This window comes from Sphaerisporangium sp. NPDC051011, assembly GCF_040653595.1.
Classification (GTDB): domain Bacteria; phylum Actinomycetota; class Actinomycetes; order Streptosporangiales; family Streptosporangiaceae; genus Sphaerisporangium.
The window spans coordinates 1-16169 of sequence record NZ_JBFAGG010000002.1 but is presented as its reverse complement, the minus strand read 5'-3'; the positions used below and the strand labels follow the sequence as shown (position 1 = coordinate 16169).

The window sequence follows — 16169 nt, the reverse complement described above, 5'->3', positions numbered from 1 at the left end:
GCCGCGACGACCGCCAAAGAATGACACACCGGCGCCCCGACACGCCGTCCGAGAAAAATTTTCCGGGGTGCGACCGGATTCGCTGGACACGCCCGCGCCGATCTTCACCGGCACATTTTCTCCGCTACGACAGGGCTTCCCGCCTGCGGAGATGCGCGACCCTCCGCCCGACTTATCACGAAAAATGGACGCGTAGCAACCTTCTGTTTTTTGCAATTAAGTCACCGCTCGCGCGAATCTCCCGCATGTCGGACAACGGTATTGAGGTCGACCGTGAGTAGGGTCGGTCATGCAGGCGCGCCAGCATCGAGGTGCTCCTTTACTTTGAACTGCAAAAAGAAAAGGACCGCTTTATGAAAGACGTCGGTCACTCACGGTCTCTCCAACGTAATGTCGGTCGTTCATGGCTGACGGCAGCTCTCACGGGCGCTCTCGCGGTCGGCGTACTCGCCGCCACTCCCGGCAGCGCGTACGCGATCCAGGCGCCGCAAGGCGCGAAGGCAGCGTCCCTGCTTCCGTCCAGCCCCGTGAAGACGGGATTCGTCGTCACCGTCCGCCGGCAGATCTCGACCAACACCACGCTGACCTCGTCCCAGAACCCCTCCTCGAAGGGGCACTCGGTCACCTTCACCGCCACGGTGCGGGCGACCGGCACCAACATCATTCCCACGGGCACCGTCGTCTTCCGTGACGGCTCCAAGGAGCTCGGCAGCGCCCCGCTCGAAGCGACGGGGCAGGCGGCCTACTCGACCTCAAGCATGGACGATGGGTTCCACAACATCACCGCCTTCTACCAGGGCAACGCCTCGTTCGACCCCAGCACGTCGCCCGTGCTGATCCAGAGGGTCGAGGACAGGGACGAATGGAAGAAGAAGAAGGAGAGGGACGAAGAGGAGAAGAAGAAGCACGAGGAGTGGAAGAAGAAGGCGGAGGAAGAGAAGAAGAAGCACGAAGACTGGATGAAGAAGCACGAAGACGAGAAGAAGAAGCACGAAGACTGGATGAAGAAGCACGAAGACGAGAAGAAGAAGCACGAGGAGTGGAAGAAGAAGCACGAAGACGAGGACGAGAAGAAGAAGCACGAGGACTGGATGAAGAAGGAGGAGGAAGAGAAGAAGAAGCACGAAGACTGGAAGAAGAAGCACGAAGACGAGAAGAAGAAGCGCGACGACTGGAAGAAGAAGGAGGAGGAGAAGAAGAAGGAGCACAAGTCCTGGGACAAGGACAAGGATGACGACGACGAGGAAGAGGATGACGAGCCCAGCGGCATCCGCCACCACGACCACGATGACCTCGAGCACGTGTGCCGCCACTTCCGGCACCACCACCACGACGACGACGATTTCGGGAACTCCAGGCGCGAGAGGCACCGGAGGGACCGGATTCACAGGCTGTGCGACAGGTGGCACAGGGAGAACAACCACGTCACGCTGATCGACCGGGGCATCCGCCGTCACGTCGAGGGCTTCTTCGACCACGGCGGCGGTCACCGCTCGCACTGGGACAGCCGGCACCACCGGTGGGTTCCTGAGCACCGCCACCACGAGCACTACAAGCACTACAAGCCGTACAAGAAGTTCCACCACAAGAAGCACCACTACGTGAAGCCGGTCCAGCACTTCGCCGTCACCGGCTGACAAACCGGCCCGGACGTCTTGATCAACCGAATCCGGAGTTCGTGACCGACGGTCCGGACGTCCTCTAGGGCCCGCCCGACCCACGGGCGGGCCCTCAGCCCGCTCCCCGCACCCGCCGTCAGCCCACCACCGACCACGGCCCACACCCCCGTACGACCACATGGACCAGCCGTTCCCCGGCCTGGGCCGCCTCGTCCGTCCGAGCATCCGGAAACCGCCGCCGAACAACCGCATCCAGGAGCCAGTACTTCCCGGGGGTCCCATGTCCGTTCGCCGTCGATCCGCGCGCGCCACCGTCGTCCTCATCGCCGCGGTCACCGCCGCACTCGCGGGCCTCGCCCTGCTGGTGGTCCTCACCAACCGCAAGGTCGACCGCGAACTCGCCAAGCCCGCGGCTCCACCCGCCCCGCCTGTCGCGCCGGTCAAGCTGACCGCCAAGCAGCGGGCCGCGCTCCCCCACTCGACGACGTGGACGAAGATCCCCAAGGCCCAGCCCGACCCGCAGCCGTTCGCCGCCGGCGACGGTCTGCTGGTACACCCGGAGAAATCCAAGATCGTGTACGCCGAGCCCGGCGGCCCGCCGATCGGCGTGCTGCCGACAACCCAGCTCGACGACCCCACCTGGCTCCCAGTGATCGAGAGCCGCCCCAAATGGGTGCGGGTGCTCCTTCCGAGCAGGCCCAACGGCTCCACGGGCTGGATCCACACCGGCGACGGCAAGACCAAGCAGACCCGCAGCCCGTACCAGGTCCACGTCAACCTGACCTCACGCCGCCTCACCCTGCTCAAGGACGGGCAGGAGACCGGCTCCTGGCCAGTGGCCATCGGCACCAAGGAGACCCCGACCCCGGTCGGCCGCACCTTCCTGCTCGCGTCGCTGTCCCCGTCCGACGTCGACTACAGCCCGGTGATCCTCCCGCTCGGCATGCACTCCGAGAAGCTGGAGACCTACGACGGCGGCCCCGGCACCATCGGCATCCACGGCTGGCCCGACAAGGGCGTCTTCGGCAAAGCCGTAAGCCACGGCTGCGTCCGCCTCCCCAAAGCCGGCCTAGACGCCATAGCGAAGATCCCCCTCGGCAGCCTGATCATCATCACCAAATAACCGAGGCGCCGGCGCCACACACAGCCCCCAGAACCTCACCCACGGTCAGTAGTTGAAAACGGCTGCGGTGTAAGCGTTGAGTTCGCAGCGGTTGCCGAATGTGCGCTCGAACCATAGGTGATTGCCGTCCCATAGGCCGGAGGCGGAGACGGTGATGGGTTCGTATTCCTTTGTGCAGTTGGTGTCGCGGGAGGGGCGGAGGTCGGTGATGTCGCCTCCGACGGGGTCGAGGAGGCGGCAGGCTTCGGAGGCACGAGGGTGGGTGCCTCCGGCGGGGCCGCACTGGAGGAAGGCGATCCGGTCGGCGGGGGTGACGGACTCGCCTCGGGCGAGCGTCAGCAGGAGCGCGCGACTGATTCCCTTCGCGTGGGCGCCGGAGCGGGACGGCGGTCCGCCGGGGAACGGGTGGAACGCCGAAGCGGACGGGAGCGCCGCGCTCCCCGGTGCGGCCGGGGGCGCCATGGGGTCGTTCGGCGCGAGGCGGTTCCGCGGGGTATCACCGAACGATGTGCCGTCCGGCGGCCCACCGGGCGACTCGACGTCGGGCGCGGCGCCGGCACGTCCGTCCGGCGACTCGACGTCCGGCGCGGCGCGGTGGTGTTCGTCCGGTTCGGTATCGGTGGGGGCGTGGGGCGCGGTGCCGAGGTGTTCGTCCGGTGGGATTCCGGGGGATATGGCGTCCGGGGTGCGGCCGGACGTGACCGCGTCCGGCGGGGCAGGGGGGAAGAGAGCTCCCACGGCGCCGAGGGTCACGGTCGCAACCACCGTCAGGCTGAGGGTCGCCACGGCGCCCACGACGATGATCGGTCGGGTCAGGCCCATGCGCGGTCGTCCCATCGGAATCCCCTATCCAGCAGGACGTCGAGCCGTCGCCGCCCCCCTCGTGTGTGTGTTTGCCGATCTCGCGCCGAATCCTGCCGAATGAGCAGAATTCGACGTACCAGGTATCTCTCCGGTTCCCGCACTTTTATAACAACCAGATAACGGACAGCCGCATTTGTCCGGTTTGGGGATGGTTGTCAAGATCGCCGGAGTACGGTCGATGAGTCTCTTTACGTACGCATGGGACCTTCCCGGGCATCCCATGACATAGAAGGAGCTCAATGAACACCCGAGCCAAGCGCCTGATCCTCCCTCTCGGTGGTGCCCTCATCGCCACCGGCATGATCGGCGCGACCCTCACCACCACCGCGGCGAGCGCGCAGGCCAAGCCCTCCCCGGTGAAGTCCGGCTCGCTGGCGAACGGGACCGACGCGAAGGCCATCGCGGGGTCCTGGACCGCCGGCAAGCTCAAGTCCGCGAAGAGCTACCTCGAGGACTCCTCGCTCTCCGGCAAGATGAAGGCGAGCACGCGGAAGGCCTCCGCCGATGGCAAGGCCGGTTCGATCGCCCCGCAGGGCGCCGGCGGCAAGACCGCCGGCTCGTCGAAGAACATCAACCTCCCGACCAACGTGGGCAAGGTGTTCTTCCAGGTCGACGGCAAGCCGTACTGGTGCTCCGGTACGTCGATCCAGTCGAAGTACCACAACCTTGTCGCCACCGCGGGCCACTGTGTCTACGACACCGACAAGAACAAGTACGTCGACAACTTCGTCTTCATCCCCGGCTACTACCAGGGCAAGGCGCCGTGGGGCATCTACGTCGGCGCGAAGGTCAACCTCCATGACGACTTCACCGTCTACGAGGACTATGACTACGACTACGCCTTCGTCAACGTCTACAACGGCGTGAAGCAGACCGGCGAGAAGATCGTCGACAAGACCACCTATGACGCCTACAAGGGTCCGAAGTGGGCGAATGACGAGGAGATCTCCAAGGAGGAGTACCAGAAGAAGTACGACGAGAAGGGCGGTGAGACCGCCGACGCGTGGTCGAAGAGCACCGGCACCGAGATCGTCATGCCCTGGGGGACCAAGGGCGGCAAGAAGGTCCTCAAGGAGGTCAGCAAGGAGGACTACGACAAGGCTCCGGCCTGGAACGCCAAGGTCAACTACTCCAAGGCGCCCTCCAAGACCTCCACGGAGATCGTCGATGAGGTCACGTACAACAAGTACACCGGCCCCGGCTACAAGAAGATCGTCGACTCTGCCTACACCATCACCCACTACTTCGTGAAGTACTGGGTGCAGGAGTCGACGGCGGTCAAGTACTACAAGACCGTCTTCCACATCCGGACCTTCCAGGACGCGGGCCGTCTCGGCGACAACGTCGGCGGCCAGGGCTTCACGTGGAACCGGAGCACGAAGTCGAAGTACTTCAGCTTCGGCTACCCGACCTCCGCGCACCTCGATGGCGACAAGGTCTACACCGGCGAGACGATGAAGTGGTGTTACGGCCAGGCGGGCGCCGCACCGGCCGTCGCGAAGTACAAGGCGGAAGAGCAGCTGGCCATCAAGTGCGCCTTCACCCCCGGTGCGACCGGCGGTCCCTGGCTGATCCAGTACTCCAACGCCAAGCGGACCGGTTACGTCAACGGCGTCGTGAGCCTGACGCTCGACACCGACGGCAACAAGCGGTACGACCGGATCACCACGCCGTACTTCAACAGCGACACGTACGGCATCTACAAGTACGCGGCCAACCTGTGGACCGGGAAGCTTACGACGAGCTGACGCGAACCACGGCAAGGTAGGGGGCCCGGGTACGATCCGGCCCCCTACCGGCCCGACGCCGCGATGATCGGTGGGGCGTCCGATAACGAAGTGAATCCAGGTCGGCCAAGTACTGTGCTGAAAGTAGTTGATCTGGAAAAATCGCCCTTCACTATTGTCTGCACACTTCTGACCCCGGAAGGTACGAAATGCCACCCCGAGCGAAGCGGATCGCGCTCACTCTCAGCGGCGCGCTCACGGCCGCGTGCGTGATCATGTCCGCCGGCGCGGGGCCTGTCGAGGCGCGGGCCTCACATCAGACGGCGCCCGCCGGCATCACGTCCGTCCCCCTGGCGCAGAGTGAAGCGGACATGCAGAAGGTCGTCGACTGGTGGACGCCGGACCGGCTCAAGCACGCCAACGGCTACGCGCCCAGGACCGCCGCGACGAGCACCGCCACGGCAAGCCCGCAGGCCACCGGCACCGCGAGCGCCTCCGCGACACCGGCCGCGTCCAGGTCCACCGGCGCGCTCACGTCGGGGACGGGCACGACGACGACCTCCCTCGAAGGTTCGATTCCCCCGAAGACGGCGGCGAAGGTCTCCAAGTCCAAGAACGTGAACCTCCCGCCGACCGTGGGCAAGGTGTTCTTCCGCAACGGTGACGCCGAGTACTGGTGCTCGGCCTCGTCGGTGCACTCCAAGTACGGCAACGTCGTCGCCACCGCGGGGCACTGCGCCTACGACGTCAAGAACGAGAAGCCCGTCCAGTACTGGGTGTTCATCCCCTCCTACGCCGACGGCGCGACCCCGTACGGCATCTACGTCGGCCACACGCTGCACCTCAACGAGAAGTACGCGGCCACGGGCGACTACGACTACGACTACGCCTTCGTCACTGTCCACAACGGCTACCGCTGGGACGTCGACAAGGACGCCAAGGGGCAGGTCAAGAAGGACGCCAAGGGCCAGCCGGTCTACAAGACCGTGGACACCGGCCGGCTCGAGAACCGCGTCGGAGGGCAGGGCTTCGCCTGGAACCGCGGGTTCACCGTCGCGGCGTACGCGTTCGGCTACCCGGCCGGCCAGCAGCCGGACGGGACCCGTCCCTACACCGGCCGGACGATGGAGTCGTGCGCCACGAAGGCCACCAGCAAGCTAGCCGCGCCGAAGTGGGAGCTGGACCAGGGCGTCCTGTTCAAGGGCTGCGCGTTCACGGCCGGGGCCAGCGGAGGCCCGTGGCTGATCAAGTACGACAACACGCGGCGCATCGGGTACCTCAACGGCGTGACCAGCCTGACCTACACCCTGGCCGGCGACGGCCGCAACGACGCGATCTCGTCCCCGCTCTTCAACACGGCGACGTATCTCGTGTACTCCTACGCGGCCCGGCAGAAGACCGACTGACCGCGCGGATCGTCCCAGATTCCGAGAGGGCCCGGCATCCTGTCCGGGCCTTTTTCGCGTCCTGGCGGGGGGAGAGTCAGCCATCCGTCACGCGACACGCGGGCCCGCGCGCATCCGTCCGAGCGTCGGTTCGGGATCTCTTCGGGGCGGAGCGGTCGAGACCTCACCGTGACGCGGATCCAGTCAAGGGACGGAATTTCACCGCTTCCCGGTTCCATCGAATCGAGTGATTTACGTCACAGTCGATCGCGGTGACGGAGCGTGTCAGTCAATCCCGTACAACGTATAAAAAACGCTGGTCAGGTGCGACTTACACCCCCCATCTGGGCAAAGGGCCAGAGAATCATGAGAGTTGACTGTGAGCGCCCACGAGCGGCAATGGTCACGAAAAGATCTCGATCGAAACGACGGCCGACCAGATCGCCGCACGCCCGTTGCGCGGCCGGTAGATCCCGCTATCTTCCTGGCTATCCCTTTCCTGACGCATGGGGCGCTGGAGCGCCCCACGCCAGACCAAGGAGTTCCCCCTTGAACACCGCAGTCAAGCGTCTCGCCCTGCCGCTGGGTGGCGCCATCGCCGCCACCAGCATGATCGGCGCCACCCTGGTCGGCACCGCCAGCGCCACCACCGCCCCGGCCAAGAAGGTCGTGTCGATGGCTTCCTCGGCCGCCGAGGCGCAGAAGGTCAGCGACTTCTGGACCGCCAACGGTGGTGCCAAGTTCAAGGCCGCCGCGCAGTTCACCGACAACGCGCAGCAGTCGGGCAAGGTCAAGCTCGGTGGTGGCGACGCCGCCCCCGACGGCAAGGCCGGCGTGGTTCCCCCGATCGGCGGCGAGCCGAAGGTCACCGCGAAGATCAAGAACATCAACCTGCCGAAGACCATCGGTAAGGTCTTCTTCGTGGCCGACGGCAACCTGTACTGGTGCTCGGCTTCCTCCATCCAGAGCAAGTACCACAACCTGGTCGCCACCGCCGGGCACTGCGTGTTCGACGAGAACATCCAGAACGGCGCTCTGGACTACTGGGTCTTCGTCCCGGGTTACTACCAGGGCAAGGCTCCGTGGGGCGTGTACGTCGGCAAGGCCGCCTACACCCACTACGACTTCGCGGTCTACGAGGACTTCGACAGCGACTACGCCTTCGTCACCGTCTACAACGGCATCTCCTTCGGTGGCATCAAGCAGGTCGACAAGGAGACCTACGACAACTGGCAGAGCCCGCTGAAGTCCACCCGGGGCGAAAACTACTACGTCGCGGTGTTCAAGGACGCGGGTCGTCTCGGTGACAACGTGGGTGGCCAGGGCTTCACCTGGAACCAGAAGCCCGGCCAGCCGGTCTACGTCTTCGGCTACCCCGCGGCCGCGCACCCCGACGGCGACACCCCCTTCACCGGTGTGACGCCGAAGTGGTGCTACGGCAAGACCTTCGCCGCCGCCCCGGCCGCCGCCTTCAAGGCGGAGGCGCAGATCGGCCTCAAGTGCTCCATGACCGCCGGCTCCTCCGGTGGCCCCTGGATCCTGAAGTACAGCAACACCAAGCGTCTCGGCTACATCAACGGTGTCACCAGCCTCATCGGCGACGCCGACGGCAACGGCCGCATCGACTTCGCGACCTCGCCGTACTTCGACAGCGAGACCTACGCGATCTACAAGGCCGCCGCCAACCTCTGGTCCGGCTCGATCGTCACCTCCAACGGTGAGCTCGTGAAGAAGGCCTGAAACTTCCGGTGAGCCGGAGCTCCTCGCTCCGGTGAGCCGAGGGTTGTAAAGGGACTGAGCAGGGCCCGGCATTCGTGCCGGGCCCTGTTTTCGTGTCCGGACCCGGAGTCCGGCGGGGATTCTCGCGTCCGGACAGGGCGCGGGGAGAACGGCGTGGGGGTCGCACGGGAAGAGGGCGGGGTTTGCGCGGGTCCGATTCCGGCCCTAACGGCACGACCTAAATCGGCGCTTTTGCAGGGGTTCCGGGCATCCGCAAGCGCCTTAGACGTAGCCGGTCACTGGGATGGCTCCCTCGGAGCGATGTGATGTGTATCACACTGCGATCGTCACCGCGGGCAATCACCCGCACACACCACATTCGACACATCTGCCACAAGCCTTGACTGATCTGCATCGACGATCAGACAAGTCGCAAGAACGCCGAATCTTAGAGGAGCCTTACAAAAGTCACGGAACGGTCACGCGACACTGAAGATCAAAATTTCCTCGGATTCCGGTTTCCGAGTCCAAGATCTTCTCTGTATCTTCCTGGCTATCCCTTTACTGACGCATGGAGCGCAGGATGCGTTCCACGTCCAGACCAAGGAGTTCCTTGTGAACACCCGTGTGAAGCGTCTCGTTCTGCCGCTGGGTGGCGCCATCGCCGCCACCAGCATGATCGGTGCGACCCTGGTCGGCACCGCCAGCGCCACCACCGCCCCGGCCAAGAAGGTCGTGTCGATGGCTTCCTCCTCCGCCCAGGCGCAGAAGGTCGGCCAGTTCTGGACCGCGAACGGTGGCGCCCACCTCAAGGCCGCCGCGCAGTACACCGACAAGTCGCAGCAGAAGGGCCAGATCAAGCTCGGCGGCGGCGACGCGGCCCCCGACGGCAAGGCCGGCGTGGTTCCCCCGATCGGCGGCGAGCCGAAGGTCACCGCGAAGATCAAGAACATCAACCTGCCGAAGACCATCGGCAAGGTCTTCTTCCTCATCGGCGAGAACGAGTACTGGTGCTCGGCTTCCTCGATCCAGAGCAAGTACCACAACCTGGTCTCCACCGCCGGGCACTGCGTGTTCGACGAGAACATCCAGAACGGCGCTCTGGACTACTGGGTCTTCGTCCCGGGTTACTACCAGGGCAAGGCTCCGTGGGGCGTGTACGTCGGCAAGGCCGCCTACACCCACTACGACTTCGCGGTCTACGAGGACTTCGACAGCGACTACGCCTTCGTGACCGTTTACAACGGTTACGCCTATGCCGGTGTCAAGCAGGTCTCCAAGGAGACCTACGACAAGTGGCAGGGTTACAAGGAGGCCGAGGACGTCAAGATCACCAAGGAACAGTTCGACGCGGCCCTCAAGAACCACGGGGGCAAGGAGAGCTCGGACGGGTGGACCAAGCCGATCGCGGGCGCTCCCGAGGTCGTCGTTCCCTGGGGCACCGACGGCGCGGCGACCGCGACCAAGGAAGTCACCAAGGAGCAGTGGGACAACTCCGCCGCCGACGACAAGAACTACCACAAGTCCAAGGTCAAGCCGGTCACCACGGAGATCGTCGACGAGACGACCTACAACAAGTACGACGGCCCGGGCGCCAAGTCGACCGACCAGGGTGCGTTCCTCATCACGCACTACTACCAGGACTACGCGGTCAAGAGCCAGGTCGACTACTACAAGACCGTCTACGCCGTCGAGTACTACAAGGACGCCGGTCGTCTCGGCGACAACGTGGGTGGCCAGGGCTTCACCTGGAACCAGAAGATCGGCCAGCCGGTCTACGCGTTCGGCTACCCCGCCTCCGCGCACCCCGACGGCGACACCCCCTTCACCGGTGTGACGCCGAAGTGGTGCTACGGCAAGACCTTCGCCGCCAAGCCCGCCGCCGCGTTCAAGGCGGAGGCGCAGATCGGCCTCAAGTGCTCCATGACCGCCGGCTCCTCCGGTGGCCCCTGGATCCTGAAGTACAGCAACACCAAGCGTCTCGGCTACATCAACGGTGTCACCAGCCTCATCGGCGACGCCGACGGCAACGGCCGCATCGACTTCGCGACCTCGCCGTACTTCGACAGCGAGACCTACGCGATCTACAAGGCCGCCGCCAACCTCTGGTCCGGCAAGATCGTCGCCTCCGACGGCGACTTCGTGAAGAAGGCCTGACGTTCTAGCCAGCTAGAGCACAGTTCCACCTAGCAGGGCCCGGCATTCGTGCCGGGCCCTGTTGGCGTTTCCGGGGGAATCGTCGCGCGGAACCCCGTGATCAAGGCCCGCCACCGGCAGTTCCCGGACGCCCGCGGCGTACGCGGAAGAGCGCCCTCGTGTCCGAAGCGTCGAGAGCATCACGGAAAGGCCCGCGGACGGCCACACGGGCGCCCTGAGGGCGTCCCGAGGGCCGGAACAAGATCGTGGCACCCGTGCCCGGAGAGATCGACTCGGGAGCGGAGGACTTTAGACGTAGCGAGGGGCCGATTTGGCTCCCTTCGATCGATGTGATCTGCGTCACACTGCCCCGCCCGGCGGAACCGAGAGGTTCACATCGGTCACATCGGACCCATAGGGGACATACCCATCCTGATCTGCGAGGAAGCGGCCTGCGCTCGATCTTGGGCACGCCAAGAAGATCCACTCTGGATGGTCACGAAAAGGTCACGCCGGGGCGAGCGTCAAAATTCAGCCCGAATGGAGCACACAGTCCAAGATCTTCTCTGTATGGTCCTAGCTATCCCTTTACTGACGCATGGGACGCCGATTGCGTTCCACGACAGCCCAAGGAGTTTCCTTGAACACCCGAGTCAAGCGTCTCGCCCTCCCTCTGGGCGGTGCCATCGCCGCCACCAGCATGATCGGCGCCACCCTGGTCACCTCGGCCAACGCCGCGACCGCTCCGGCCAAGAAGGTCGTCAGCCTGGCTTCCGCCACTGAGGCGCAGAAGATCGGCAACTACTGGACCGCGAACGGTGGTGCGAACCTCAAGGCCGCCACGCAGTACACCGACAACGCGCAGCAGTCGGGCAAGGTCAAGCTCGGTGGTGGCGACGCGGCCCCCGACGGCAAGGCCGGCGTGGTCCCGCCGATCGGCCAGGAGAAGCTGGCGCCGACCAAGGTGAAGAACATCAACCTGCCGAAGACCATCGGTAAGGTCTTCTTCACGATCGGCGACAAGGAGTACTGGTGCTCCGCGTCCTCGATCCAGAGCAAGTACCACAACCTGGTCGCGACCGCCGGGCACTGCGTGTTCGACGAGGGCATCCAGAACGGCGCTCTGGACAACTGGGTCTTCGTCCCGGGCTACTACCAGGGCAAGGCCCCGTGGGGCGTCTACGTCGGTAAGGCCGCCTACACCCACTACGACTTCGCGGTCTACGAGGACTTCGACAGCGACTACGCCTTCGTCACGGTCTACAACGGTTACACCTACGCCGGTGCCAAGCAGGTCTCCAAGGAGACCTACGACAAGTGGCAGGGCAGCAAGTCCGCCAAGGACGTCAAGATCACCAAGGAAGAGTTCGACGCCGCCCTCAAGAACCACGGCGGCAAGGAGTCTTCCGACGGGTGGACCAAGCCGATCCCGGGCGCTCCCGAGGTCGTCGTTCCCTGGGGCACCGACGGCGCGGCGACCGCGACCAAGGAAGTCACCAAGGAGCAGTGGGACAACTCCGCCGCCGACGACAAGAACTACCACAAGTCCAAGGTCAAGCCGGTCACCACGGAGATCGTCGACGAGACGACCTACAACAAGTACGACGGCCCGGGCGCCAAGTCGACCGACCAGGGTGCGTTCATCATCACGCACTACTACCAGGACTACGCGGTCAAGAGCCAGGTCGACTACTACAAGACCGTCTACACCGTGGTCCTGTACAAGGACGCCGGTCGCCTGGGTGACAACGTGGGTGGCCAGGGCTTCACCTGGAACCAGAAGATCGGCCAGCCGGTCTACGTCTTCGGCTACCCCGCGGCCGCGCACCCCGACGGTGACAAGCCGTTCACCGGTGTCACGCCGAAGTGGTGCTACGGCAAGACCTTCGCCGCCAAGCCCGCCGCCGCCTTCAAGGCGGAGGCGCAGATCGGCCTCAAGTGCTCCATGACCGCCGGCTCCTCCGGTGGCCCCTGGGTCCTGAAGTACACGAACACCAAGCGTCTCGGCTACATCAACGGTGTCACCAGCCTCATCGGCGACGCCGACGCCAACGGCCGCATCGACTTCGCCACCTCGCCGTACTTCGACAGCGAGACCTACGCGATCTACAAGGCCGCCGCCAACCTCTGGTCCGGCAAGATCGTCGCCGGCGACGGTGACTTCGTCACCAAGGCCTGACGTCCTAGCCAGCTAGAGCTCAAGCAGTAGCACCAGCAGGACCCGGCATCCGTGCCGGGTCCTGCACTGTTTGACGTCGACGCTTGAACGCCGTTGGAAGTGATTTACATCACATTCCATCGGCGGTGCGGGGCTGTTTTCCCACGTACGGCGGGGTCTTTGGACCGTTTCCACCTGTACGTGTCCAGGCAGCGCCCCGGACGGCAGGCACCCGTGCGGCACGGGAACCAGGTGCCACGACCACCTGGTCGATCACTTTTCCCGGCACGTTGCTCATGGTCAGACCGATAGGTTTCATCTGTCCCTTTTGGGACCAGTGAGGCAGGAGTCAACTCCTGCGGCAGACCAAGGAGTCTCATTGAACACCCGAGTCAAGCGCTTCGTGCTTCCCCTCGGTGGCGCGGCTATCGCCACCGGCATGATCGCGGCATCCCTCACCACCGCCGCGGCCGCCTCCTCCGCCGCGGCCCCGGCGTCCGACGGCCTGGCCACCACCCAGGCTGCGGCTCTGAAGACGGTGAAGACCTGGACGGCCGGCAACGGCAAGCTCCTCAAGGCGGCCGCGAAGTTCACCGACAACTCGGCCGTGCAGGGCAAGATCAAGCTCGGCGGCGGGGACGCCGCTCCCGACGGCAAGACCGGCGTCGTCCCGCCGATCGGCCAGGAGAAGGTCACCCCGACCAAGGTGAAGAACGTCAACCTGCCGCGCACCATCGGCAAGGTGTTCTTCATGCTCGACGGCAAGCCGTACTGGTGCTCGGGGTCCTCCATCCAGGGCAAGTACCACAACCTGGTCGCCACCGCCGGGCACTGCGTCTACGACGTCGACGGCAACCGCGACACCCTCGACGAGTGGATCTTCATCCCGGGCTACTACCAGGGCAAGGCTCCCTGGGGCATCTACGTCGGCAAGTCCGCCTACACGCACTTCGACTTCGCCAACTACGAGGACTTCGACAGCGACTACGCCTTCGCCACCGTCTACAACGGCGTGACGGCGGAGAGCTGGCTGTCGCCCGAGTGGAAGGACGCGGGCCGTCTCGGCGACAACGTCGGCGGCCAGGGCTTCGCCTGGAACCAGAAGATCGGCCAGCCGGTCTACGTCTTCGGCTACCCCGCGGGCCCGCACCCCGACGGCGACAAGCCCTACAGTGGCCACACGCCGAAGTACTGCTACGGCAAGACCTCCGCCGCGGGCGCGGCCTCGGCGTTCAAGGCGGAGGCGCAGATCGCCGTCAAGTGCTCGTTCACCGCGGGCGCGTCGGGCGGCCCCTGGATCACGCAGTACAGCAGCACCAAGCGGCTCGGCTACATCAACGGCGTGACGAGCCTCGTCGGCGACTCCGACGGCAACGACCGCTACGACTTCGCGACCTCGCCGTACTTCGACAGCGAGACCTACGCCGTCTACAACCTGGCCAGCAACCTGGCCTCCGGCCCGATCGCCAAGCCGGTCAAGTGAGCCCGCTCGGCCGCGACCGGCCGAGCAGCGCATGAGGCGTCGGACGACGCACGAAAGGCCCGGCTTCGGCCGGGCCTTTCTCGTCCAGGCGAACACCCGCAACTCTCTCGGTCCGCCGGTATTCGGTTACGCGGGCCCCGCTCGCGCGTTCCGGGCGCCCTCAGGCGGCGGGGGCCAGGTGCCGGGTGCGCTCGATGAGCGCGGCCACGCCGGCGTCCTCGCCGAGCGGTCTCAGCCGCTTGCGCAGGTCGGCGACGGACGACCGCGTGCGCGCGGACTGCAGACCTCCCGCCAGGTCGAGCGCGGCCTGGCCGGCCTGACCGGCCGCCTCGGCCTCCCCGCACAGGGCGTGGGCCGAGGCGAGCAGCGAGAGGTTGAACATGCGCCCGCGGACGTACCGCCCGTCCATGTCCAGGGAGCGGCGCGCGTACCGGACGGCCTGCGGTCCGTCGCCGAGGTCGCGGAAGCAGTGGGCGTACTTGGCGGCGAGGTAGGCCTCGTCGAAGTAGCGGATCCATTGGGGCTCGTCCTCGGGGTTACGGCGGTCGAAGGCGAGGTCGGCCTCGTGCAGCGCGGCCGCGCAGGCCGCGCCGTCGGAGAGCGCCGCGTGGGCGTGGGCCTCCATGACGTACGCCTCGGCCAGCAGGGACGGGATGCCGGCGCGGCGGGCCGAGAGCTGTGACGCCCCGGCCAGGTCGAGGGCGTGCCGGGGTTGTCCTATATATATGGCTTGGTGGGCCATGCCGGCGAGGATCTCCCCGCCGAAGCCGTGGTCGCCCGCGCCGCGCGCCAGGCTGAGCGCCTGAATGAGGTGGCGCTGCGCGAGGCCGTGCTGCTCCAGGTCGTAGGCCATCCACCCCGCGAGGCGCGTCACCTCGGCCGCCGCGGAGGCCAGCGCCCTGCCGGTCGCCTCGCCGTATGTGCCGTCCTTGAGCATCGGCGCGACGGACGAATCGAGGTATTTGACGACCGCCGCCCGCACCCGCCCCCCGCCGAAACGGTTGTCGAGCTCGCCGAAGGACCGGGTGACCTCCCGGATCGCGGCGATGTCGGGGGCGCCCACCTTGCGGGGCCCGGCGGCCTGCGGTGTGGCCCCCATGGGAAGGGTCAGCCATCGCAGGGCTCCTGTGGAACCCGCTCCGACGGCGAAGGCGGAGTCGAGGAGGAACCTGCGCCTCTCCATGTCCGCCCTCCATAGTGCTGTCACCGTCTCGACACCCTCCTGCCACGAGTGAGTGAATTCCTGCCCGAGGTCGAGGGACGTGGCTCCCCCCGCCATACCGAGGTCCTCCTGGGTGACCGGTCTGCCGAGGCGCAGCGCGAAGATCTCCCCCAGCAGCGCCGGCACCGGATCTCGCGGTTGCTGGCCGCTCGTCCAGCGCAGCACCGAGCTGTGGTCGTACCTCAGCCCGGCGAGCCCGCGGACGACGCCGAGATCGTTGAGCCTGCGGGCCAGCCCCTTGTGGGAGAAGTCCGCCTCGGCGATGAGGTGCCGCAGGAGAAGGTTGGGCTCACGTTGTCGCATCGCTTTTGTCCCCACGAGAACTACGCGCACGGTCACGGGTGCTCCGGCCCGCCGCGTCCCCCGGCGCGTCTGTGCGCTGGGGGACGCCCTTACCCGGCAGGTGACGGAGCGTCTTTGTTATAGCACGATGCGTGACATCGCGCGGGAATTCCCGAGACTTGACCCCAGTCGCGCTATCTCATGCCGAAGGCAAGCCTTTTCCACGGGAAAGTCGGGACCCGTGTGATCCGTCCCGTGGGTGAACCACCACAAGCCAGGACGCGGGCAGGTGCAAGCATGACGAAACGAGGCCCGCCGCTCTGGCGGGCCTCGTCAGGTGGATACGGGCGGCGGGCCTAGAGCGTGTCTGACAATTCGAGTTGGCGGAGCCAGAGCATCATGCAGCCGATGGTGGCGCCGGCCAGGTAGCGGCTGGCGAGTTTGTCGAAGC

Annotated in this window: 10 protein-coding genes; 8 read left to right on the top strand and 2 right to left on the bottom strand. The window is 65.8% G+C overall.

The window, feature by feature from the left end:
- Positions 1 to 311 precede the first annotated feature (311 nt).
- Both AB0H21_RS04220 and AB0H21_RS04215 read left to right on the top strand, forming a co-directional pair.
- Positions 312 to 1637 carry an Ig-like domain-containing protein gene (locus tag AB0H21_RS04220; protein ID WP_358511446.1) on the top strand — a complete coding sequence of 442 codons (1326 nt, stop codon included), beginning with the start codon at positions 312 to 314 and terminating at the stop codon, positions 1635 to 1637.
- Between the two features lie 262 nt (positions 1638 to 1899).
- Positions 1900 to 2742 carry a L,D-transpeptidase gene (locus tag AB0H21_RS04215; RefSeq protein ID WP_358511443.1) on the top strand — a complete coding sequence of 281 codons (843 nt, stop codon included), beginning with the start codon at positions 1900 to 1902 and terminating at the stop codon, positions 2740 to 2742.
- Between the two features lie 45 nt (positions 2743 to 2787).
- On the opposite strand, the gene AB0H21_RS04210 is transcribed toward AB0H21_RS04215, so the two are convergent.
- Positions 2788 to 3579: an SSI family serine proteinase inhibitor gene (locus AB0H21_RS04210; protein WP_358511440.1), complete on the bottom strand. Its 792-nt coding sequence runs from the start codon at positions 3577 to 3579 to the stop codon at positions 2788 to 2790.
- Positions 3580 to 3845: 266 nt separating this feature from the next.
- Between AB0H21_RS04210 and AB0H21_RS04205 the strand changes: the two genes are divergently transcribed.
- The 6 genes from AB0H21_RS04205 to AB0H21_RS04180 all read left to right on the top strand — a co-directional run bounded on the left by AB0H21_RS04205 (position 3846) and on the right by AB0H21_RS04180 (position 14214).
- Complete coding sequence (locus AB0H21_RS04205) at positions 3846 to 5354, top strand: hypothetical protein (RefSeq protein WP_358511437.1); 1509 nt, start codon at positions 3846 to 3848, stop codon at positions 5352 to 5354.
- Between the two features lie 188 nt (positions 5355 to 5542).
- Complete coding sequence (locus AB0H21_RS04200; RefSeq protein WP_358511434.1) at positions 5543 to 6739, top strand: serine protease; 1197 nt, start codon at positions 5543 to 5545, stop codon at positions 6737 to 6739.
- 528 nt (positions 6740 to 7267) lie between these two features.
- On the top strand, positions 7268 to 8458 hold the full coding sequence (locus tag AB0H21_RS04195) for a hypothetical protein (RefSeq protein WP_358511432.1): 1191 nt from the start codon (positions 7268 to 7270) through the stop codon (positions 8456 to 8458).
- 594 nt (positions 8459 to 9052) lie between these two features.
- On the top strand, positions 9053 to 10594 hold the full coding sequence (locus AB0H21_RS04190; RefSeq protein WP_358511429.1) for a hypothetical protein: 1542 nt from the start codon (positions 9053 to 9055) through the stop codon (positions 10592 to 10594).
- Between the two features lie 619 nt (positions 10595 to 11213).
- On the top strand, positions 11214 to 12752 hold the full coding sequence (locus AB0H21_RS04185) for a hypothetical protein (RefSeq protein ID WP_358511426.1): 1539 nt from the start codon (positions 11214 to 11216) through the stop codon (positions 12750 to 12752).
- Positions 12753 to 13110: 358 nt separating this feature from the next.
- Complete coding sequence (locus AB0H21_RS04180; protein ID WP_358511423.1) at positions 13111 to 14214, top strand: hypothetical protein; 1104 nt, start codon at positions 13111 to 13113, stop codon at positions 14212 to 14214.
- Between the two features lie 160 nt (positions 14215 to 14374).
- Here AB0H21_RS04180 and AB0H21_RS04175 read toward each other — a convergent pair whose 3' ends face one another.
- Positions 14375 to 15739 (bottom strand): hypothetical protein, encoded by a 1365-nt coding sequence (locus AB0H21_RS04175; protein WP_358511420.1) that lies wholly within the window; start codon positions 15737 to 15739, stop codon positions 14375 to 14377.
- Between the last annotated feature and the right edge of the window lie 430 nt (positions 15740 to 16169).

Coding starts and splice junctions, on each gene's coding strand:
- AB0H21_RS04205 (WP_358511437.1), top strand. CDS start 3,846: ATGAACACCCGAGCCAAGCGCCTGATCCTCCCTCTCGGTGGTGCCCTC.
- AB0H21_RS04175 (WP_358511420.1), bottom strand. CDS start 15,739: ATGCGACAACGTGAGCCCAACCTTCTCCTGCGGCACCTCATCGCCGAG.
- AB0H21_RS04210 (WP_358511440.1), bottom strand. CDS start 3,579: ATGGGACGACCGCGCATGGGCCTGACCCGACCGATCATCGTCGTGGGC.
- AB0H21_RS04215 (WP_358511443.1), top strand. CDS start 1,900: ATGTCCGTTCGCCGTCGATCCGCGCGCGCCACCGTCGTCCTCATCGCC.
- AB0H21_RS04200 (WP_358511434.1), top strand. CDS start 5,543: ATGCCACCCCGAGCGAAGCGGATCGCGCTCACTCTCAGCGGCGCGCTC.